Source organism: Streptomyces sp. NPDC019531 (assembly GCF_044903305.1).
Lineage (GTDB): Bacteria > Actinomycetota > Actinomycetes > Streptomycetales > Streptomycetaceae > Streptomyces.
Window position 1 is genome coordinate 71,992 of the sequence record NZ_JBJDQL010000029.1, and the last position, 21,850, is coordinate 93,841.

General features: G+C 70.3%; 17 protein-coding genes. 13 read left to right on the forward strand and 4 right to left on the reverse strand.

What is annotated here, in order from left to right; all coding sequences use genetic code 11:
• Positions 1 to 54 precede the first annotated feature (54 nt).
• From ACI2L1_RS28995 to ACI2L1_RS29005, 3 genes are all read left to right on the forward strand, one after another.
• A complete protein-coding gene (locus tag ACI2L1_RS28995; RefSeq protein WP_404742332.1) occupies positions 55 to 417 on the forward strand; it encodes a bifunctional 3-phenylpropionate/cinnamic acid dioxygenase ferredoxin subunit in 363 nt (120 codons plus the stop codon).
• Positions 414 to 1,574: an NAD(P)/FAD-dependent oxidoreductase gene (locus ACI2L1_RS29000; RefSeq protein ID WP_404742333.1), complete on the forward strand. Its 1,161-nt coding sequence runs from the start codon at positions 414 to 416 to the stop codon at positions 1,572 to 1,574. The genes ACI2L1_RS28995 and ACI2L1_RS29000 overlap by 4 nt, the downstream gene beginning before the upstream one ends.
• An 86-nt stretch (positions 1,575 to 1,660) precedes the next feature.
• Positions 1,661 to 2,788, forward strand: coding sequence for an aromatic ring-hydroxylating dioxygenase subunit alpha (locus ACI2L1_RS29005; RefSeq protein ID WP_404742334.1), 1,128 nt, complete (start codon positions 1,661 to 1,663; stop codon positions 2,786 to 2,788).
• Here ACI2L1_RS29005 and ACI2L1_RS29010 read toward each other — a convergent pair.
• The 3 genes from ACI2L1_RS29010 to ACI2L1_RS29020 all read right to left on the reverse strand — a co-directional run bounded on the left by ACI2L1_RS29010 (position 2,776) and on the right by ACI2L1_RS29020 (position 6,002).
• Entirely contained in the window at positions 2,776 to 3,522 is a 747-nt protein-coding gene (locus tag ACI2L1_RS29010; protein ID WP_404742371.1) for an IclR family transcriptional regulator, read from the reverse strand. The two genes, ACI2L1_RS29005 and ACI2L1_RS29010, sit on opposite strands and share 13 nt — an antisense overlap.
• 225 nt (positions 3,523 to 3,747) lie before the next feature.
• Positions 3,748 to 5,286: a sensor histidine kinase gene (locus ACI2L1_RS29015; protein ID WP_404742335.1), complete on the reverse strand. Its 1,539-nt coding sequence runs from the start codon at positions 5,284 to 5,286 to the stop codon at positions 3,748 to 3,750.
• Complete coding sequence (locus tag ACI2L1_RS29020; protein WP_404742336.1) at positions 5,283 to 6,002, reverse strand: response regulator transcription factor; 720 nt, start codon at positions 6,000 to 6,002, stop codon at positions 5,283 to 5,285. Before ACI2L1_RS29020 ends, ACI2L1_RS29015 begins: the two co-directional genes overlap by 4 nt.
• Positions 6,003 to 6,127: 125 nt before the next feature.
• Here ACI2L1_RS29020 and ACI2L1_RS29025 point away from each other — a divergent pair, with 125 nt between their 5' ends.
• From ACI2L1_RS29025 to betA, 3 genes are all read left to right on the forward strand, one after another.
• The gene (locus ACI2L1_RS29025) at positions 6,128 to 7,345 is read left to right on the forward strand and encodes a DUF3500 domain-containing protein (protein ID WP_404742337.1); all 1,218 of its coding nucleotides are present in this window, start codon (positions 6,128 to 6,130) and stop codon (positions 7,343 to 7,345) included.
• A gap of 13 nt (positions 7,346 to 7,358) precedes the next feature.
• On the forward strand, positions 7,359 to 8,633 hold the full coding sequence (locus ACI2L1_RS29030) for a HupE/UreJ family protein (protein WP_404742338.1): 1,275 nt from the start codon (positions 7,359 to 7,361) through the stop codon (positions 8,631 to 8,633).
• 153 nt (positions 8,634 to 8,786) lie between these two features.
• Positions 8,787 to 10,457 carry a choline dehydrogenase gene (gene betA / locus ACI2L1_RS29035; protein ID WP_404742339.1) on the forward strand — a complete coding sequence of 557 codons (1,671 nt, stop codon included), beginning with the start codon at positions 8,787 to 8,789 and terminating at the stop codon, positions 10,455 to 10,457.
• Here betA and ACI2L1_RS29040 read toward each other — a convergent pair.
• Positions 10,421 to 10,831, reverse strand: a complete 411-nt coding sequence (locus ACI2L1_RS29040) for a hypothetical protein (protein WP_404742340.1) — start codon at positions 10,829 to 10,831, stop codon at positions 10,421 to 10,423. The two genes, betA and ACI2L1_RS29040, sit on opposite strands and share 37 nt — an antisense overlap.
• 285 nt (positions 10,832 to 11,116) lie before the next feature.
• On the opposite strand from ACI2L1_RS29040, the gene ACI2L1_RS29045 reads away from it, so the two are divergent.
• The 7 genes from ACI2L1_RS29045 (at position 11,117) to ACI2L1_RS29075 (ending at position 21,835) form a co-directional block, all read left to right on the forward strand.
• Positions 11,117 to 12,586, forward strand: coding sequence for an aldehyde dehydrogenase family protein (locus tag ACI2L1_RS29045; RefSeq protein ID WP_404742341.1), 1,470 nt, complete (start codon positions 11,117 to 11,119; stop codon positions 12,584 to 12,586).
• A 20-nt stretch (positions 12,587 to 12,606) separates the two neighbouring features.
• A complete protein-coding gene (locus tag ACI2L1_RS29050) occupies positions 12,607 to 13,695 on the forward strand; it encodes a glycine betaine/L-proline ABC transporter ATP-binding protein (protein ID WP_404742342.1) in 1,089 nt (362 codons plus the stop codon).
• Positions 13,695 to 15,704: an ABC transporter permease gene (locus tag ACI2L1_RS29055; RefSeq protein ID WP_404742343.1), complete on the forward strand. Its 2,010-nt coding sequence runs from the start codon at positions 13,695 to 13,697 to the stop codon at positions 15,702 to 15,704. Before ACI2L1_RS29050 ends, ACI2L1_RS29055 begins: the two co-directional genes overlap by 1 nt.
• A 13-nt stretch (positions 15,705 to 15,717) precedes the next feature.
• Entirely contained in the window at positions 15,718 to 16,683 is a 966-nt protein-coding gene (locus tag ACI2L1_RS29060) for an ABC transporter substrate-binding protein (protein WP_404742344.1), read from the forward strand.
• A 180-nt stretch (positions 16,684 to 16,863) separates the two neighbouring features.
• Positions 16,864 to 19,302, forward strand: a complete 2,439-nt coding sequence (locus ACI2L1_RS29065; protein ID WP_404742345.1) for an FAD-dependent oxidoreductase — start codon at positions 16,864 to 16,866, stop codon at positions 19,300 to 19,302.
• 20 nt (positions 19,303 to 19,322) lie between these two features.
• A complete protein-coding gene (glyA, locus tag ACI2L1_RS29070; RefSeq protein ID WP_404742346.1) occupies positions 19,323 to 20,606 on the forward strand; it encodes a serine hydroxymethyltransferase in 1,284 nt (427 codons plus the stop codon).
• A complete protein-coding gene (locus tag ACI2L1_RS29075) occupies positions 20,603 to 21,835 on the forward strand; it encodes a sarcosine oxidase subunit beta family protein (RefSeq protein ID WP_404742347.1) in 1,233 nt (410 codons plus the stop codon). The genes glyA and ACI2L1_RS29075 overlap by 4 nt, the downstream gene beginning before the upstream one ends.
• Positions 21,836 to 21,850 lie beyond the last annotated feature (15 nt).

Sequence of the window (21,850 nt, forward strand, 5' to 3'; positions counted from 1 at the left end):
CCACACTGACGTTGCGTTCACCGCAATCCGTTTCGCTATACGCACCGAGGTGTCATGATGATTCCCGTGTGCCGTCTCGTGGACCTCCCCCGAGGCGAGGCCTACCGGCTCGACATCGATCCGCCGGTCTCGGTGTTCCACACCGACGACGGCGAGGTCTTCGCCATCGACGACACCTGCACCCATCAGGACGCCTCGCTCGCCGACGGCTGGCTGGAGGGCTGCGAGGTCGAATGCCCGCTGCACGCCTCGAAGTTCGATCTGCGGACGGGCGCCGTCGACGCCCCGCCGGCCAAGCGTCCGGTCCGCACGCACGAGGTCCGTGTCGAGAACGGCATGATCTACGTCCAGCTGTCCATGGACGCCCCGAACCTGCCGCCCTGCGTCGCGGCCAGGCTCGCTGGGGGACCCGCGTGAGGACGGTGGCCGTGGTCGGCGCCTCGCTGGCCGGTCTGTCGGCGGCACGCTCCCTGCGCAGACAGGGCTACGACGGACGGCTCGTCGTCATCGGCGAAGAGCCCCACCGCCCGTACGACAGGCCCCCGTTGTCGAAGGAGTTCCTGGCCGGCTCCCTGGGTGAGGCGGACCTCGCCCTGGAGCCCGTCGACGAGGACCTGCGGGTCGAGTGGCTGCTCGGTGTTCGCGCCGTCGCCCTCGACGGCCCGCAGCGCGCCGTACGGCTCGCCGACGGCAGCGAGGTCCGGGCGGACGGCGTCGTCATCGCGACCGGCGCCGCCGCCCGGACGCTGCCCGGCACCGACGGACTGGCCGGGGTGCACACCCTGCGCACCCTGGACGACGCGCGCGCCCTGCGCGACGAACTGGCCCTGGGGGGACGGCTGGTGGTGATCGGCGGCGGCTTCATCGGCGCCGAGGTCGCCTCCACCGCGTACGCCCTCGGGCTCGACGTGACCGTCGTGGAGGCGGCCCCGACCCCGTTGGCCGGACCGCTCGGCGAGACCATGGGCGGGATCGTCTCCGCCCTCCACGCGGACCACGGCGTACGGCTGTTGTGCGGGGTGGCCGTCAAGGGGCTGAGCGGCGAGAGCCGCGTCGGCGCCGTCCTGCTGGAGGACGGCCGCAGCCTGCCCGCCGACATCGTGGTCGTCGGGGTCGGCGCCCGCCCGTGCGTCGAGTGGCTGGTGGGATCGGGCATCGAGCTCGCCGACGGCGTCATCTGCGGCGCCGACGGCCGCACCGGTCTGGCCGGTGTCGTCGCGGTCGGTGACTGCGCCTCCTGGTACGACCCGCGCGCGGGCCTGCACCGCCGCGTCGAGCACTGGACCGGCGCCCGGGAGCGGCCCGACGCGGCCGTGACCGCGCTGCTGGCGGGCGGCGCGGTGGAACCGACCGCGCCGAGGCCGCCGTACTTCTGGTCGGACCAGTACGGCGTGAAGATCCAGTTCGCCGGTCACGCGGCCGGTGCCGACAGTGTGACGATCGAGGAAGGCGCCCGGGACGACCGCAACGTCCTGGCCGTGTACCGGCGTTCCGGGCAGCCGGTCGCCGTGCTCGGGATGAACCAGCCGCGGCTGTTCACGCGCTGGCGCAAGCAACTCGCCGCCGCGGCCTGACAGCACCGCAGCTGTCGCTCCGTCCAGAACGCCGTCCGCTCTTCCCGGCGTGCATCACCACCACGACGTTCCCCGAGGAGTGCACTGTGACCTCGACCAGCCTGCCGGACAGTCTGATCGCCACCCTCCCCGGTACCGCCTACACGGACCCCGGGATCTTCGCCCAGGAGCAGGAGCACATCTTCGAAGCGATGTGGTTCTGTGCCGTCCGCGCCTCCGAACTGCCAAAACCCGGTGCCTTCAAGACCGTTGAGGTGGGCCGCGAGAGCATTCTCGTCACGCGGGCGCGGGACGACTCGATACGGGCCTACTTCAACGTCTGCCGGCATCGCGGGGCGAAGTTGTGCACCGAGGAGTCCGGGGAGGTCAAGCGTGCGTTCCAGTGCCCGTACCACGCGTGGACGTACGACCTGACGGGCAAGCTCGTCGCGGCGCCGAACCTGACGAAGATGCCGGACGTGGGCCGTACCGAGTACGGGCTGGCGAGCGTGGCCGTGCGTGAGTGGCTCGGCTATGTGTGGGTGTGTCTCGCGGAGGACCCGCCGCCCTTCGCCGAGGTCGTCGAGGATGTGATCACGCGCCTCGGCGACACCGAGTCGATCGAGCACTACGACATCGGGGGGCTGGAGGTCGGCCGGCGGATCGTCTATGACGTGAAGGCGAACTGGAAACTCGTCGTCGAGAACTTCATGGAGTGCTACCACTGCGCGACGATCCACCCCGAACTCACCGAAGTGCTACCGGAGTTCGCCGACGGATATGCGGCCCAGTACTACGTGGGCCACGGCGCGGAATTCGGTGAGGACGTCAGGGGCTTCACCGTCGACGGCTCGGAGGGGCTGGACCGGATTCCCGGAGTCTCCGAGGACCAGGACCGCCGCTACTACGCGATCACCGTGCGGCCGCAGGTGTTCATCAACCTCGTGCCCGACCATGTGATCTTCCACCGGATGTACCCGGTCGCCGCCGACCGCACGATCGTCGAGTGCGACTGGCTGTACCTTCCGCATGTCGTGGAGAGCGGCAAGGACGTCAGCCGGTCGGTGGAGCTGTTCGACCGGGTGAACCGGCAGGACTTCGACGCGTGCGAGCGCTGTCAGCCAGGGATGAGCTCACGGCTGTACACCAAGGGTGGCGTCCTGGTGCCGAGTGAGCACCACATCGGCGAGTTCCACGACTGGGTCCGGACCCGGCTGGGGGCTCAACCCAGATAACCCATACGGTGGCTGATCTCGTCGGCGCCCTTGACCAGCACCGGAGCGAGCTCGTGAAGGCGCTCCTCGGAGAGCCGGTACGCGGGCCCGGAGGCGCTGAGAGCCGCGATGACCTCTCCGTCCCGGTCGCGGACCGGCGCGGCCATGGCGTGCAGGCCGAGCTCCAGCTCCTCCAGGGCCCAGGCGTAGCCGCGCTCCCGGGCCTCGGCGAGGTTCCTCTCCAGCTTTGTCTTCGCGGTGATGGTGCGCGCGGTGACCTTCTTCAGACCGGTCTCGGTCAACAGCGCGGCCCGGTCCGCGGGGGGCAGGTGGGCCAGCAGGATCTTGCCGCTCGACGTGGCGTGCAACGGAGTCAGCTGGCCGACCCAGTTCTGCGCGGTGACAGCACCCGGGCCGCGCACCTGGTAGAGGTTGACCGCGTAGCGCTCCTGCAGCACGGCGAGATTCACGGTCTCACCGATCTCCTCGGCCAGGTCCTCGCAGACCGGGCGGCTCTGCTGGGTGATGTCGATGCGCCCGGTCACCGCGCCGGCGAGGCGCACGAGCCCGAAACCGAGGCGGTACTTTCCGCGCTCACCGGCCTGTTCCACCAGGCCGCGCGCTTCCAACGCGCCGAGCAGCCGGAACGCCGTGGACTTGTGGACGTCGATCTCGGCGGCGACCTCGCTGACGCCGGCCTCGCCGCGCTGGGCCAGGATCTCCATCACGTGAATGGCCCGGTCGACGGACTGCACCCCGCCGCTCGACGACCCTGTCGTTTCGTTGTCCGGGTTGTAGTTGCTCACAACGCAACTATACGGGCGCTACGGAACGAGCTGTTTGCGAGCGGGACTCTGACCAGGTCCTTTCGTTTGGTATGGGCCGATGTGCGCATTGGAGCGTTTCGCGTCTCCACCTGCGGGTTCGCGGGAGGTTCCGCGAACTGTGCACGTGTTGTGCACGGCAGCGGTGCGACGAAGTCACGGAGGCGGCATGAGGCGCGTCGGGCTCACGGTGAAGCCGACCGTCGCCCCGCCGCCCGCTCGCGGGCCCGCGAAGGCCGTGCCGCCGTGGGTCTCGGCGACATCGCGGACGATGGCGAGGCCGAGCCCCGAGCCGGGCAGGGCACGGGCGGTGTCGGCCCGGTAGAAGCGCTCGAAGACGCGGTCGGCATCGGTGGCGGCGATGCCAGGGCCGCGGTCGGACACGGTGACCTCGCAACGGCGGACCCGCACTTCGACCGGGCTGTCGCCGGGATCGAACTTGACGGCGTTCTCCACCAGGTTGCCGACAGCACGCTCCAGCGCGTGACGGCGACCGCGGACCACGGTGTCGTCCGCGTCGAGACGCACGAGCCGTCCGGTGCGCCGGTACACGCGCTGTGCGGCACGGCGGGCCACCTCGGCCAGCCGGACCGGCTCCTCGGGCTCGTCACGCCCCTGTACGAGGGCCAGCTCGACGAGTTCGTCGACGAGGCGACCGAGCTCGCGGCTCTCACCCTCGACATCGGTGAGGAGCCGGTCACGGGCGTCGGGGGAGAGCTCGCCGAGGTGGCGGAGTACGCCGGCGTTGGTGAGGAGGCTTGTCAGCGGGGTGCGCAACTCATGGGCGACATCCTGGACCATGCGTTCCTGTGCCTCCCGGGCGACGGCGAGACGGTTCAGCATTCGGCCGAACGACGCCGACAGACGCGTGACTTCGTCACGGGTGACCGAGGCCTGGGCGGCGGACGTGGCGGTGGGAGACTTCTTGAGATCGGGTGGCTCCCTCAGACCGGTCGGCTCCCTCAGACCGGTCGACTCCTTCAGACGGGTCGACTTCCCGCGCCGGAACCACTTCCCACGACCGGTCGACTCCCCGAGCCCGGACTCCCACCCCTCCGCCCGTCCCGTCGCGCTGACCTCCTCCGCCACCCGGGCAAGCCGTTCCAGGCGGCGCGTGATGCGGCCCGCCAGCAGGCGGCCCGTGCCGGCCGCCACGAGCATGACGGTCACGCTGGCGCCCGCGATCTCGCGGGCCATGCCGCCCAGGACGTAGTGCGTCTGGTCGACCCGCACGGCCACCTGGAGGGCGCCCCGGTCGGGGCCGAGGGCGGTGGTGAGGCGGCGGTAGGCGCGGCCCGCCACCTCGATCTCTGCGATGTCGTAATCGCCGGGCTCTCCCGTGGCGGCCAACGCACGGGCCGTGTCCGTCACCGGCAGGTCCACCGCCTCCCCGCCGAGCCGGATGACCGTGCCGTCCGGCGCGAGGGACTGGACGACCGTCGGCCGTACGCCCTCGTCGCCGGGCCCGGGCAGGTCCGGCCCCGGATAGAGGCCGGAGCCCCCGGCCGCCGCGTCGGACACCGCCCGCGCATGATCCGCGGCCTGTGCGAAGTCCACGGTGGCGCTGCGCAGCGTGCGGTCGATCTCGGCGAGGACGCGGTCGGAGGCGGCGCGGTAGCTGAGCAGACCGACCGCCACCGCGACGACGGCCCCGACGGCGGCGAAGGCGAGGGCGAATCGCAGCTGGAGACTCATGGGCGACGCACCGCGTAGCCGACCCCGCGGATGGTGTGGATGAGGTCGGGCGCACCGGCGTCGGCGAGCTTGCGCCGCAGGTAACCCACGTACCCGGCAAGGTTCTTGGTGTCCAGGCCCGCCTCGGGACCCCACACCCGCGCGTACAGCTTGGCGTGGTCGAGGACGAGTCCTTCGTTGCGGACCAGTAACTCCAGCAGGTCGAACTCCCTCTTGGACAGCGGCAGTTCCTCCTCCGCCCACCAAGCACGCCGGGCTGCCGGGGCGATGCGGAGGGACGCGACACGCAGCACCTCGTCGCGAGGAGAGACCGGCCGCACCACGACCCCCTCCGCGGACCAGTCCGTACGACGCCGCAACGCCCGTAACCGCGCGAGCAGTTCGGGTATCTCGAAGGGCTTGGACAGGTAGTCGTCGGCGCCCGCGTCCAGGCCGGTGATCCGGTCCGGGGGCGCGGAGCGCGCGGTGAGCAGCAGCAGGGGAGTGTGGTCGCCGCCGGCGCGCAGAACACGGCAGACGGCCACACCGTCGACGTGGGGCATCATCACGTCCACCACCAGGGCGTGGAAGGAACTCTCGCGGGCCCTGGTCAGCGCCTGCACCCCGTCGGCGGCGGTGACGACCTCGTACCCGGCCAACTCCAGTGCGCGTTCCAGGGCTTCGCGGACGGCCCGGTCGTCGTCGACGACGAGGACACGTCCCCCGGATGCGTTCACCAATGCTCCTCCAAGCTCACCTTCTTACCCGGCTCCCGAACAACTCCCGCCGGGCTCTGAGACCGCCCGCCCACGATGGCAGGCCGGAAGCAGCACCTCCACCCACCCCCCACCACAGGAGAACCATGCGTCCCCTGCCGTCGTCCGCGAAACTCGTCCGGTCCGCCGTCGTTCTCGCCGTGAGCGTGAGCCTCGGCGTCACCGGCTGCGCTGCCCTCGACTCGGCCTCCTCCTCCGCCGCGGTGTCGCTCCCGGCGGTCCACGCCGTCCCCGCGTCCGCACACCGCACCGGCGCCGGCGGGGCGAACACCGCGCAGGTGGTGGCCGCGGCGAACGCCTTCCTCGCGACGCTGTCCGACGAGCAGAAGGACACCGCCCTCTACGACTTCGACGACCCGGCGAAGAAGACCGGCTGGTCGAACTTCCCGACGCCCGTCGTCGAGCGCAACGGCCTGAAGCTGGGCGACCTCACCGACGAGCAGGAGGCCGCCGCCCTCAAGGTCATGGAGGCCGCGCTCAGCAAGAAGGGGTACGAGGAACTCGTCGAGATCCGCAAGGCCGACGACTATCTGGCCGCGCTGCCGGACACGGGCGGCCCCGGCGGCGGCGCCCCCTCCGGGACCCCGACCACGGTCCCCACCGGCACCCCGACCGCGACGCCCACCGGCGGCGGCCGTCCTCCGGGCGGTGGCGGTGGCGGCGGAGCCAACTTCGGCTCGGAGTGGTACTACATCTCCTTCTTCGGACAGCCCAGCAAGAAGGGCGAGTTCACCGTCCAGTACGGCGGCCATCACGCCGCCTACAACCTCACCTACGCGGGCGGCAACGTCAGCATCTCCCCGACCCTCACCGCCGTGGAACCGATGGAGTTCGACTGGGAGAACCTGTACTACGCCCCGCTGGAGGACAAGCGGACCGCCAGCATCGGTGCCGTACAGGCCCTGACCACCGACCAGTTGGCCGCAGCCGAGATCGACGGCAGCTTCGACGACCTCTACCTCGGCCCCGGCCACGACGGCCCCTTCCCCACCCAGCCCGAAGGCGTCCTCGTCAGCAGCCTCACCAAGAAGCAGCGGGCCAAGGTCACCGCGATGCTGAAGGCCTGGGTGGACGACCTGGACGAGAAGGCGGCGGCCCGGCTGCTGGCCAAGTACGTCTCCGAGTACGACGAGACGTACATCGGCTGGAGCGGCGGGACCACCCTGGACAACTCCCAGACCTATGTGCGCCTCGACGGGCCGTCGGCATGGGTCGAGTTCTCCAACCAGCCCGGCGCCTCGACCGACGGGATCCACCAGCACACGATCTTCCGGGACGAGACCGCCGACTACGGCTGGGAATGACGGAGAAGAAGCCGTGCGCCGTTTCCTGCCCCTTCTGCTGCTCACGGTTGTGATGCTGGTCGGCGGCCCCGTGCCGCCGGCCGGCGCCCACCCGATGAGCACCTCCGCCGTCCTCCTCGACATCGGCGCGGACCGGGTCGAGGGCGAGATCCAACTGCCCGTCGACCGGCTGGCGATCGCCGTCCACCGAGACCTGACCGCCGGGAGCGTCCTGGGCGCCGACAAAGCGTTCCTCATGTCGTACGTCACCCAGCACGTCAGCGCGTCCGGCGCCGACGGCACCCCCTGGACCGTCGGACTCGGCACACCCGCCGTCCGTACGATCGACGCGACCGCGCATCTCGTCTACCCGCTGACGATCCACCCGCCCGCCGGAGAGGACGTCACGGACTTCCGGCTGCGCTACGACGTCATCGTCGAGGAACTCCTGACCCACCAGGTCATCGCCACCGTCCGCCACGACTTCGACCGTGGAATCCTGAAGACCGACGACGCCGAGACGCTCGGGGTGTTCGACTGGGACACGCACACCCTCAAGGTGCCCGCCGGTGAGGGGAGTTGGCTGCGCGGCCTCACGGCCACCGCGGCCCTCGGCATGCGGCACGTCGGTGAGGGCGCCGACCACCTGCTGTTCCTGTTGATGCTGCTCGTCCCGGCACCGCTGGCGGCGGCGGGCGGCCGATGGCGGACGGGGGACTCCTCGCCGAGGCGCAGTGTGCTGCGCGTCCTCCACGTCGTCTCCGCCTTCGCCCTGGGCCACTCGCTCACCCTGGCCCTCGCGGCCTGCGGGGTGATCGACCTGCCGTCCCGCCCGGTCGAGACGCTGATCGGGCTGTCGATCGCCGTCTCGGCGGTGCATGCGCTACGGCCCCTGGTGGCGCGCGGCGAAGTGCTGATCGCCGCCGGGTTCGGGCTGGTCCACGGACTGGCGTTCGCCTCGCTCATCGGCGAACTCGGCCTGGACCGAGGCTCGTTGGTGACGACCCTGCTCGGCTTCAACCTGGGAATCGAGCTGACCCAGCTTCTGGTCGTGGCGCTCGTGATGCCCTCGCTGCTGGTCCTGGCCCGGACGGCGGTGTACCCGGCGTTCCGGATCGGGCTGGCGCTGGTGGGCCTCGTGTTCTCGGTGTCCTGGATGCTGGAGCGCTCGACGCTGACGTCCTCCGATCCGTTCGAGAGCGCGCAGACCTGGCTGGTCGGACACCCTCTGCTGGTCGCGGCGACGGTGGCGGCCACAGCGGCGGCGGCGCGAGTGCTGGCACCGACGGGCACAGCCGCGCGAGGGTGACCGGCCGCCGCGTTTTCTCTTCCTGAGTCGCCGCGTTGTGTCTCCCTGAGGGGCCATGGGTCCGGCAAGTTGCGCGCCACGCAACCTGGTGCGTATAGCGGTACCCGTACTAGCATGCCGCGCGTATCGACGGCGCGAGCGAGACGAGGCACCATGGCTCCTCAGCAGTATGACTTCGTCATCGTCGGTGGTGGATCGGCCGGCAGCGCACTGGCCAACCGGCTCTCCGCCGACCCGGGCAACCGGGTGCTGGTCCTGGAGGCCGGCCGGCCCGACTACCCGTGGGACGTCTTCATTCACATGCCCGCGGCGCTGACCTACCCGATCGGCAGCCGTTTCTACGACTGGAAGTACGAGTCCGAGCCCGAGCCCCACATGGGCGGCCGGCGCGTCTACCACGCACGCGGCAAGGTGCTGGGCGGCTCCAGCAGCATCAACGGCATGATCTTCCAGCGCGGCAACCCCATGGACTACGAGCGCTGGGCCGCCGATCCCGGCATGGAGAGCTGGGACTACGCGCACTGTCTGCCGTACTTCAAGCGCATGGAGAACTGCCTCGCGGCCGACCCCGACGACGAGTTCCGCGGCCACGACGGTCCGCTCGTCCTGGAGCGTGGTCCCGCCACCAACCCGCTCTTCACCGCCTTCCAGAAGGCCACCGAGGAGGCCGGGTACGCGCCCACGGACGACGTCAACGGCTACCGGCAGGAAGGCTTCGCCAAGTTCGACCGCAACGTCCACCGCGGGCGCCGCCTGTCGGCCTCGAAGGCCTATCTGAAGCCCGCCCGCAAACGCCCCAACCTCACGGTCCGGACCCGCGCTCTCGTCACCCGCGTGCTGTTCGAGGGCAGGCGGGCCGTCGGCGTCGAGTACCGGCGCGGCAAGGGGGCGCTCCAGCAGGTCCGGGCGCGGGAGGTCATCCTTTGCGGCGGCGCGATCAACTCCCCGCAGCTGCTGCAGCTGTCCGGCGTAGGCAACGCCGAGGAGTTGCGCGCGCTCGGCATCGACGTCGTCCACGACCTGCCGGGCGTCGGCGAGAACATGCAGGACCATCTGGAGGTGTACATCCAGTACGCCTGCAAGCAGCCCGTCTCCATGCAGCCGTATCTCGCGAAATGGCGGGCCCCCTTCATCGGCCTGCAATGGCTCTTCCGCAAGGGCCCCGCCGCCACCAACCACTTCGAGGCGGGCGGCTTCGCGCGCAGCAACGACGACGTGGACTACCCCAACCTGATGTTCCACTTCCTGCCCATCGCGGTCCGCTACGACGGCTCCGTGCCCGCCGGCGGACACGGCTACCAGGTGCACGTCGGGCCGATGTACTCCGACGCCATCGGCTCGGTGAAGATCAAGAGCAAGGACCCGGACGAGCACCCGGCGCTGCGCTTCAACTACCTCTCCACCGAGCAGGACCGCCGCGAGTGGGTCGAGGCGGTCCGGGTCGCCCGCAACCTGCTCAACCAGCCCGCGCTGGCCGCCTACAACGACGGAGAGGTCTCGCCCGGACCCTCCGTCGAGACCGACGAGGAGATCCTCGCCTGGGTCGCCAAGGACGGCGAGACCGCCCTGCATCCGTCCTGCACCTGCAAGATGGGCACCGACGAGATGGCCGTCGTGGACCCCGCAAGCATGCGCGTGCACGGCGTGGAAGGGCTGCGAGTCGTCGACGCGTCGGTGATGCCCTATGTAACGAACGGCAACATCTACGCACCGGTGATGATGATCGCGGAGAAGGCTGCCGACCTCATCCTCGGCAAGGAGCCGCTCGCGCCCTCCAAGGCCGTGTACTACCGGCACCGCGACGCCCATACGCAGGCGGGATAGGCGGTGGGCGGCGAGGGGGCGCGCGCGAAGGTGACCGAGGACAAGGTCCTCGCCCATGTGCCGCGCGACGTCGTCGTCACCGTGACGGCGTCGACCGGCTGTGTGCGGCGGACGTCGACGACGTCTTCGTACCAGTGGGCGACGCCGATCCGCCGGCCGGGGTCCACGACGGCGCCCTGGCGCTCCTGCGCAGGCTGGGCGAACTGGGCGACCTCTTCGCCCGGGTCGGCGGCACCGGCTGTCCCGGGCGGGCGCACGCCACGTACGTCGTCAGCAACCCCGGGCCTCGGCCCGCGCGTGCTCGCCGACCGGGTCGCCCGCATCCGCCGCCGGGGCGTCGCGGGACCCGCACGGCGGGCGAAGTTGCTCGCCATGGCGACGAGGATCGAGATGGGGGATTCGACCCGTTTGAGCGCATGCTCGTCCGGGGAACTCACCCCGACCACAGCGGGAGTTGCCGGTCTGCATCTCCTCACCTTCACCAGATCGCCGACACCGAGCGGTGGCGCCGCGCAGTGCTCGACCGGTTGAATCGGTAACGCAGAGTTTTCACCAGGCGTCCCCCTACCCCTTGACGGGGGTTGCCGCATTCCGCAGAGTGTTCCACCACAAGCAATACGATGCGTCATGCGCAACGAACCGCTCGAAGGGCTCCCGACGTGGCAGACCTGTACGTGGACGGCGAATGGCGGGAGCCGGTGGCCGGAGGTCGCCGCGAGATCCGATGTCCCGCCGACGGTACGCTCTCCGCGACCGTGTCCGAAGGGACCCGCCCCGATACCGAGGCGGCCGTCGCCGCCGCCCGCCGGGCCTTCGACGAGGGTCCCTGGCCGCACACCCCCGAGCGTGAGCGCGGCGCCCTGCTGCTGCGCACCGCCGACCTGATCGAGCGCGACGCCAAGGAGTTCGCCCGCGCCGAGTCGCTGGACACCGGCAAACGGCTGGTGGAGAGCGAGTACGACATCGCCGACGTCGTCTCCTGCCTCCGCTACTACGGCGGGCTCGGCGGCACCGACGCCGGCCGCGCGATCGACACCGGCAGGGACGACGCCGTGAGCCGCGTGGTGTACGAGCCGGTCGGGGTGTGCGGACTGATCACCCCGTGGAACTACCCCCTGCTGCAAGCGAGTTGGAAGGTCGCCCCGGCCCTCCTCGCCGGAAACACGATCGTCCTCAAACCGAGCGAGCTCACCCCCTCCACCTCGGTCCTCCTGATGAAGGCCCTGGAGGAGGCGGGGGTGCCGGCCGGCGCCGCCAACCTGGTCCTCGGTGCCGGGCCCGAGGTCGGTGCGCCGCTCTCCGAGGATCCCCGCGTCGACATGGTCTCCTTCACCGGCGGCCTGGAGACCGGCAAACGGATCATGGCGACGGCCGCCGCGACCGTGAAGAAGGTCGCGCTGGAACTCGGCGGCAAGAACCCCAACGTCGTCTTCGCCGACGCCGACTTCGAGACGGCCGTGGACTTCGCGCTCACGGCCGTCTTCCTGCACTCCGGGCAGGTCTGCTCGGCCGGCGCCCGGCTGATCGTCGAGGACTCCCTGCACGACCGCCTCGTCGACGAGATCGTCCGGCGCGCCCGGCGGATCCGCCTCGGCGGCCCCTTCGACCCCGAGGCCGAGACCGGGGCACTGATCTCGGCGCAGCATCTGGCGAAGGTCGAGGCGTATGTCGCGGCCGGCGTGGCCGAGGGCGCCGTTGTGCGCTGCGGCGGCGAGCGGCCCGACGACCCCGCCCTCGTGAGCGGCCACTACTACCCGCCCACCGTGCTCGACGAGTGCCGCCAGGACATGCGGGTGGTGCACGAGGAGTCCTTCGGGCCCGTGCTCACCGTGGAGCGTTTCACCGACGAGGACGACGCCGTACGTATCGCCAACGACACCGAGTACGGGCTCGCCGGGGCCGTGTGGACCGAGGACGCCGGGAAGGCCCAGCGCGTCGCCCGTCGGCTGCGGCACGGCACGGTGTGGATCAACGACTACCACCCCTATGTGCCGCAGGCCGAGTGGGGTGGCTTCGGCCACTCCGGTGTGGGCCGGGAACTGGGACCGACCGGCCTCGACGAGTACCGCGAGCCCAAGCACATCTGGCAGAACATCCAACCCCGGCCGCAGCACTGGTTCCGCGGCTGAACGCCGAGAAGAGGTCGACCATGACCCCCACCAAGACCGAGGTGCCGCCGCGGCGCGGCACACCCGAGGACGCGGCCCCGACACCGGTCATATCCGTGCGCGGGCTGTGGAAGGTGTTCGGGCCCAAGGCGGAACAGGTACCGGGCTCCGAGGAGTTGTGCGGGCTCAGCCGCCGCGAACTCATGGAGCGCACCGGCTGCACCGCCGCCGTGCGCGACGTGGACTTCGACGTCGCGCCCGGCGAGGTCTTCGTCGTCATGGGCCTGTCCGGCTCCGGCAAGTCCACCCTGGTGCGCTGTCTGACCCGGCTGATCGAGCCCACCGCCGGCGAGATCGTCTTCGAGGGCGAGAACATCCGGGACGCCGACGAGCGGCGGCTGCGCGAACTGCGGCGCAACAAGTTCTCCATGGTCTTCCAGCACTTCGGACTGCTTCCCCATCGCCGCGTCGTCGAGAACGTGGCGTTCGGGTTGGAGATCCGCGGCATGGGCAGGGCCGAGCGCACCAGGCGGGCGCTGGAGGTCGTCGAACTCGTCGGGCTCTCCGGGTACGAGAACTCCTACCCCGACCAGCTCTCCGGCGGTATGCAGCAACGCGTGGGCCTGGCAAGGGCGTTGGCCGGTGACCCGGACGTACTCCTCTTCGACGAACCGTTCTCCGCGCTCGACCCGCTGATCCGCCGCGACATGCAGAACGAGGTCATCCGGCTGCACCACGAGGTCGGCAAGACCATGGTGTTCATCACCCACGACCTCTCCGAGGCGCTGAAGCTCGGCGACCGCATCCTCATCATGCGCGACGGCAGGACGGTCCAGTGCGGCACCGGCGACGAACTCGTCGGCGCCCCGGCCGACGACTACGTACGCGACTTCGTGAAGGACGTGCCGCGCGGCGATGTCCTGACCCTGCGCTGGATCATGCGCCCGGTCACCCCCGAAGACCCCCTGGACGGACCGGAGTTGGGCCCGCATGTCGTGGTGAAGGAGGCCACCCGGGCGGTGCTCGCGGCCGAGAAGCCCGTCAAGGTCGTCGAGAACGGCGAACTGCTCGGCATCGTCGGCGACGAGGAGATCCTCGCGGTGGTCGCCGGGCAGGAAGGCGACGCGTGATGACCGTCGCCATGGAGAAACCCGGGACATCCGGGGAGACACAACAGGCACCGCCGCCCCCGCCCCCAGCCCCCGTGCGCAGGATCAGCCGGTCCATGGTGGTCGGCGCGATCCTCGTCGGCTGGCTCGTCCTCTTCTTCGTACTGCGCGGGAAGCAGACCCTGTCCCTGGCCGCGGCCGACCTCACCGATCTGCACCGCTGGCTCAACGACGTCAACGACTCCATCGGCGCCGACCGCAACTCCAACCCGCTCTTCCTGTACTTCTTCAACGAGATCCGGCTGGTCATCGACAACCTGGTGACCTTCGTGCAGGACCTGATCTCCCAGCCGTCCGGCAGCCGTCCGGTCCCGCAGATCGGCTGGCTCGGGGTCGTCGGCCTCGTCGGCTATGTCTCCTGGGCGGTCGCCAACTGGCGGGTAGCGCTGCTGGCCGTGGCCGGCTTCACCTTCCTCGGGCTCCAGGGGCTGTGGCAGGAGAGCATGGACACCCTGGCCCTCACCCTCTCCGCGGTCCTCGTGGCGCTGCTGTTCGCGCTGCCGCTCGGTGTGTGGGCGGGGCTGTCCGAACGGGTCAACCGGATCGTCACGCCGTTCCTGGACTTCATGCAGACGATGCCGACCCTCGTCTACCTGGCGCCCCTGACCCTGTTCTTCCTCATCGGCGGCGCCTCCGCCACCATCGCCACCGTCATCTACGCGGCACCGCCCGCCATCCGCATCACCGCGCACGCCATCCGTTCCGTGGCCGCCGCGTCGGTCGAGGCGGCCGCCTCCATGGGCGCCACCCGACGGCAGTCGCTGCTGAAGGTCCTGCTGCCGATGTCCAAGCGGACCGTGGTGATGGGCGTCAACCAGACCATCATGTGCGCCCTCGCCATGGTGACCATCGCGGCCCTGATCGACGCTCCCGGCCTCGGCAAGACCGTCGTGCAGGCCCTGCAGTCCCTCGACGTCGGTACGGCCTTCAACGCGGGCCTCGCCATCGTCGTCATGGCGATCGTCCTGGACCGGGTCACCACCGCGGCGAGCGGACGCGCGGAGGCCGCCCGGCGCTCCGAGAACGCTCGGGCGAAGTGGCGGCGGCCCCTGCTGGGAGCGGGCGCCGCGGTGGCTGCCGTACTCGTGTATCTCTCGCACACCTACGTATGGGCGGCCGAGTTCCCCGGTGACGGCAGCACCGGCGGCAACATCGCCAAGGCCGCCGACGACGTGACCACCTGGGCGCAGGACCACCTGTCCGGGCTGACCAACGGCTTCCGTGACGCCATCACCAACGGTCTGCTCAACCCGTTCCAGACCCTGCTCACCGACTCCCCGTGGTGGCTCGTCGGCGCCGCCCTGATCGGGATCGCCGTGGTCCTCGGCGGGTGGCGCACCGGGATCACCACCGCCGTGTGCGTGGGCCTGCTGGTCGCAACCGGTGTGTGGTCGGACGGCATGACCACGCTCGCGTCGACCGTCGTGGCGACCGTGCTGGTGATGCTGATGGGCGTGGTCTTCGGGGTGTGGATGGGGCGCAGCGAGCTGGTGGACCGGCTGGTGCGGCCCACCCTCGACGCGGCCCAGGTCATGCCGCCGTTCGTCTATCTCGTGCCGTTCCTCGCGCTGTTCGGCGCGACCCGGTTCACGGCCATCGTCGCCGCGATCGTCTACGCGGCACCGGTCGCCATCAAGATCATCGCCGACGGGGTGCGGACCGTGCCCGCGGCCACCGTCGAGGCGGCCACCTCCACCGGGTGCAACACCTGGCAAATCATCACCAAGGTCCAACTGCCCATGTCCCGCAGCGCGCTCACGCTCGCGACCAACCAGGGCCTGATCTACGTGCTGGCGATGGTCGTCGTGGGCGGCCTGGTCGGCGCCGGAGCCCTGGGCTACGACGTGGTCGCCGGCTTCTCGCAGGGACAGCTCTACGGCAAGGGCCTGGCGGCCGGGCTCGCCATCGTCCTGCTCGGCGTCATGTTCGACCGGATCACTCAGGCAGCGGCTCGCCGCACCAGCGATTGAGGAGCACCACACGATGGCAAGACACTGGCGGACCGGCGCGGTCGGCATGGCCGTCCTCGGCCTCACTCTCACCGCCTGCGGTGGCGCGAAGGTCGGCGACTCCTCGGAGGCCGGCGATTCGGGCAGCTCCGGCAAGTGCGGCACCTTCAACCTCGCGGTCAACCCGTGGGTGGGCTACGAGGCGGACGCGGCGGTCGTCGCGTACGTCGCCGAGCACGACCTCGGCTGCAAGGTCACCAAGAAGGACCTCAAGGAGGAGATCGCCTGGCAGGGCTTCGGGACCGGCGAGGTCGACGCCGTACTGGAGAACTGGGGCCACGACGACCTGAAGAAGAAGTACATCACCCAGCAGAAGACCGCCGTGGAGGCCGGCTCGACCGGCAACAAGGGCATCATCGGCTGGTACGTGCCGCCGTGGCTGGCCAAGGCCCACCCGGACATCACGAACTGGGAGAACCTCAACAAGTACGCCGCCGAGTTCAAGACCTCGGAGTCCGGCGGCAAGGGCCAGCTCCTGGACGGCGACCCGTCGTACGTCACCAACGACGAGGCGCTGGTGAAGAACCTGAAGCTGGACTTCAAGGTGGTGTACGCGGGCAGCGAGACCGCACTCATCCAGGCGTACCGCAACGCCGAGAAGAACAAGGAATGGGTGATCGGCTACTTCTACGAGCCGCAGTGGTTCCTCTCCGAGGTGCCGCTGGTCAAGGTCGACCTGCCCGCTTACAAGACGGGCTGCGACGCCGATACGGAGAAGATCGCCTGCGACTACCCCGTCTACGACCTCGACAAGATAGTCAGCGCCAAGTTCGCCAAGTCGGGCAGCCCGGCCTACGACCTGGTGAAGAAGTTCAACTGGACGAACGACGACCAGAACACCGTGGCCAAGTACATCGCCGTGGACAAGATGACGGCCGACGCGGCGGCGAAGAAGTGGGTCGAGGCCAACCGCGACAAGGTCGACGCCTGGATCAAGTAACCCGCTCATGGACGCCCGGTGGGCGGTGCGCACTCCCGCGCGCCGCTCACCGGGCGTCGCCGTTTCCGGCCTGTTCCGCGACGTCATACGGCCTCTTGACACCCATCCGGGCGCCAGGCACATTGAGTTGCGCAACCTGAATCATGTTGCGTAGAAAGCAACTGAACCGGAGGTGCGGCGATGGCGGGACCCCGAGTGGTCATCATCGGAGCGGGCGTCGTCGGCGCGGCGCTCGCCGACGAGATCTCCGCGCGAGGCTGGACCGAGGTGACCGTCGTCGACCAGGGCCCGCTGCCCGCCACCGGGGGCTCGTCCTCGCACGCCCCGGGCCTGGTCTTCCAGGCCAACCCGTCCAAGACGATGACCGAACTGGCCCGCTACACCGTCGAGAAGCTCTGCTCCCTCGATGTGGACGGACAGCCCTGCTTCCTCCAGGTCGGCGGCCTCGAAGTCGCGACCACGCCCGAGCGCGTCGCCGAACTCCACCGCCGCCAGGGCTGGCTCACCGCCTGGGGGGTCGAGTCACGCATTCTCACGGCCGACGAGTGCGTCGAGAAGCATCCCCTGGTCAACCGCGACCGGGTCCTCGCCGGCCTCCTCATCCCGACCGACGGTCTCGCCAAGGCCGTCCTCGCCGTCGAGGCGCAGATCCGCCGGGCCACCGAGCGCGGTGTGACGTTCCTGGCCCGCCACGAGGTCCTGGACGTGCTCCGGGCCGACGGCGAGGTGACCGGCGTCCGCACCGACCACGGCGACCTGGAAGCCGACATCGTGGTGTGCTGCGCCGGCATCTGGGGCCCGCGGATCGCCCGCATGGTCGGCATGAACCTCCCGCTGACCCCGCTCGCCCACCAACTCGCCTGGACCGGACCGGTCCCGGCACTCGCGGGCCAGACCGAGGAGGCGGTCCGCCCGATCCTGCGCCACCAGGACGCCGACCTCTACTACCGCGACCGCTTCGACACCCTCGGCATCGGCTCCTACGGCCACCGCCCCATGCCCATCACCGCCGACGAGATCCTCCCCTTCGACGAGGCCGACGCGATGCCGTCCGTCCTGAAGTTCACCGAGGACGACTTCGCGGACGCCTGGACCGAGACCCGCTCACTGCTCCCCGCGACGAAGGACGCCAAGATCGAGGAGGGCATCAACGGCCTGTTCTCCTTCACCACCGACGGCCTTCCCCTCCTCGGAGAGTCCCCGGACGTCAAGGGCTTCTGGGTCGCCGAGGCCGTCTGGGTCACCCACTCCGCCGGAGTCGGCCGGGCCGTCGCCGAATGGCTGGTCGACGGCCACTGCTCCTCCTTCGACCTGCACGAGTGCGACGTCAACCGCTTCGAGCCGCACCAGCTCTCCCCGGAGTACGTACTGGCCCGCGACTGCCGCAACTTCGTCGAGGTCTACGACATCCTGCATCCGTTGCAGCCGTCCGGTGACCCGCGTCCGATCCGCACCAGCCCTTTCCATTCTCGCCAACAGGAGCTGGGCGCGGTGTTCCTGGAGGCGAACGGCTGGGAGCGGCCGCAATGGTACGAGGCCAACGCGGGCCTGGTGGAAGGCCGTTCGATCGCCACCCCCAACGACTGGGCCGCCCGGTACTGGTCGCCGATCGTCGGTGCCGAGGCCCAGACCACCCGCGAGACGGTCGCGATGTACGACATGACGGCCCTCAAGCGCCTTGAGGTGAGCGGGCGGGGAGCCGCCGACTTCCTGGAGCGGCTGTGCACCGGCAAGGTGGCCAAGTCCGTCGGCTCGGTGACGTACACCCTGCTCCTCGACCACGACGGCGGTATCCGCAGCGACATCACCGTGGCCCGCCTGGCCCCGGACCTCTTCCAGGTCGGCGCCAACGGCAACCTCGACCTCGACTGGTTCACCCGCCACCTGCCCGCCGACGGCACGGTCCAGGTCCGCGACATCACCCCCGGCACCTGCTGCGTCGGCCTGTGGGGACCGCTCGCCCGCGATGTCCTCCAGCCGCTCACGGACGACGACTTCTCGGCGACCGGCCTGAAGTACTTCCGCGCCCGGCGCGCCCACATCGGGTCCGTCCCGGTGACGGCCATGCGACTGTCGTACGTCGGTGAACTCGGCTGGGAGCTGTACACCACCGCCGACCTCGGCCAGAAGCTGTGGGACACCCTGTGGCGGGCGGCACGGCCGCTGGGCGGCATCGCGGCCGGCCGGGGCGCCTTCAACAGCCTGCGTTTGGAGAAGGGTTACCGCTCCTTCGGCACCGACATGACCTACGATCACGACCCCTACGAGGCCGGCGTCGGCTTCGCCGTCAAGGCCGACAAGGAGGACTTCATCGGCAAGGCGGCACTGGAGCGGCGCAGGGCCGACGTCCGCCGGAAGCTGACCTGCCTCACCATCGACGACCCGCGGTCGGTCGTCATGGGCAAGGAGCCCGTCTACGACGGCGAGCGCGCCGTCGGGTACGTCACCAGCGCCTCCTACGGCTACACGATCGGCAAGGGCATCGCCTACGCCTGGCTGCCCACGGAGCTCGCCACCCCCGGCACCACCGTGCACATCGGCTACTTCGACCAGCGCGTCGAGGCGATCGTCGCCGAGGAGCCGCTGTTCGACCCGACGATGTCCCGCCTTCGCGGCTGAGCAGGGAGAGCGAACACCCCATGAACGCGCTGAACACCCCCCTGGCGGAGCTGGACCCCGAGGTCCACGCAGCCCTCGCCGCCGAACTCCACCGGCAGCAGTCCACGTTGGAGATGATCGCCTCCGAGAACTTCGCGCCCACCGCCGTGATGGAGGCCCAGGGCTCGGTCGCGACCAACAAGTACGCCGAGGGCTACCCGGGCCGTCGCTACTACGGCGGCTGCGAACACGTCGACGTCACCGAGCGGTTGGCGATCGAGCGCGTCAAGTCCCTCTTCGGGGCGGGCTTCGCGAACGTCCAGCCGCACTCGGGCGCCCAGGCCAACACGGCTGTCTTCTTCGCCCTGTTGCAGCCCGGCGACACCATCCTCGGCCTCGACCTCGCGCACGGCGGCCACCTCACCCACGGCATGCGCATCAACTACAGCGGCAAGATGCTGAACGTCGTGCCCTACCACGTGTCCGAGGCCGACAACCTGGTCGACCTGGACGAGGTGGAGCGGCTCGCCAAGGAACACCGGCCCAAGATGATCATCGCGGGCTGGTCGGCGTACCCCAGGCAGCTGGACTTCGCGGCCTTTCGCCGGATCGCCGACGAGGTGGGCGCGCTGCTGATGGTCGACATGGCGCACTTCGCCGGACTGGTCGCGGCGGGCCTGCACCCGAGCCCAGTCCCACACGCCCACGTGGTGACCACCACGACCCACAAGACCCTCGGCGGACCGCGCGGCGGAGTCATCCTCACCAATGAGGCCGACCTCGCCAAGAAGATCAACTCGGCGGTGTTCCCCGGGATGCAGGGCGGCCCGCTGGAGCACGTCATCGCCGCGAAGGCGGTCTCCTTCAAGGTCGCCGCGACCCCCGAGTTCACCGAACGCCAGGCCCGCACCCTGGCCGGCGCCCGCATCCTCGCCGAACGCCTGACCCGCGAGGACGCCTCCGCCGCCGGGGTGAAGGTCCTGACCGGAGGCACGGACGTGCACCTCGTCCTGGTCGACCTGCGGGACTCCGTGCTGGACGGCCGCCAGGCCGAGGACCTCCTCCACGAGATCGGCATCACCGTCAACCGCAACACCGTCCCCTTCGACCCGCGCCCCCCGATGGTCACCTCGGGCCTGCGCATCGGCACCCCGGCCCTCGCGACCCGCGGCTTCACCGAGGAGGACTTCACGGAGGTCGCCGACGTGATCGCGCGGGCGCTCCAGCCGGAGCCCGACATCGCCGGCCTGCGCGCCCGCACGGCGGCCCTGGCGGCGAAACACCCCCTCTACGCGCACCTCAACGGCGAGGGAGACGCCCGATGAGCCCCCGCACCCCCGGCGCCGAACTCCCCGAACACCCCGACTGGCTGTGGCGCACACCCGAGCCGAAGCGGTCGTACGACGTCATCGTCGTCGGCGGCGGCGGACACGGCCTGGCCACCGCCCACTACCTGGCGAGGAACCACGGCATCACCAATGTCGCCGTGCTGGAGAAGGGCTGGCTCGCGGGCGGCAACATGGCCCGCAACACCACGATCATCCGCTCCAACTACCTGTGGGACGAGAGCGCCGCCATCTACGAGCACGCCCTCAAACTCTGGGAGGGCCTGGCGGAGGAGCTCGACTACCCGATCCTCTTCTCCCAGCGCGGTGTGCTGAACCTGGCCCACGGTCTCCAGGACGTCCGCGACAGCGTGCGCCGGGTGGAGGCGAACCGACTCAACGGCGTGGACGCGGAGTGGCTCGACGCGGACGGAGTGCGGGAGGTCTGCCCGATCGTCAACACCAGCCCGGACGTGCGCTATCCGGTCCTCGGCGGCACCTACCAGCCGCGCGCCGGCATCGCCAAGCACGACCACGTGGCATGGGGCCTGGCCCGCTCGGCGGACGCGGCAGGCGTCGACATCATCCAGAACTGCGAGGTCACGGGGATCGAAGTCGTCGGCGGCCGGGTGATCGGCGTCCGGACCACACTCGGCCCGATCGCGGCGGGCAAGGTGGCCCTGTGCTCGGCGGGCCACACCTCGGTCCTCGCCGCCATGGCCGGCATCGAACTCCCCCTCCAGAGCCACCCGTTGCAGGCGCTGGTGTCGGAGTTGTTGGAGCCGGTCCACCCCACGGTGGTCATGTCCAACGCCGTCCATGTCTACGTCAGCCAGGCGCACAAGGGCGAGTTGGTGATGGGCGCGGGCATCGACTCGTACAACTCCTACACGCAGCGCGGCGCGTTCCACATCATCGAGGAACAGATGGCGGCGGCCCTGGAGCTCTTCCCGGTCTTCGCCCGCGCCCACGTCCTGCGCACCTGGGGCGGCATCGTCGACGTCAGCCCCGACGCCTCGCCGATCGTCGGCCTCTCCCCGGTCGACAACCTCTACCTCAACTGCGGCTGGGGCACCGGCGGTTTCAAGGCGACGCCGGGCGTCGGCTGGGTCTACGCCCACACGATCGCCCACGACACGCCCCACCCCCTGGCCGCGCCCTTCTCGCTCGACCGCTTCCACACCGGCGCGCTCGTCGACGAGCACGGCGCGGCCGCGGTGGCCCACTAGGGACCCTCAAGGGAG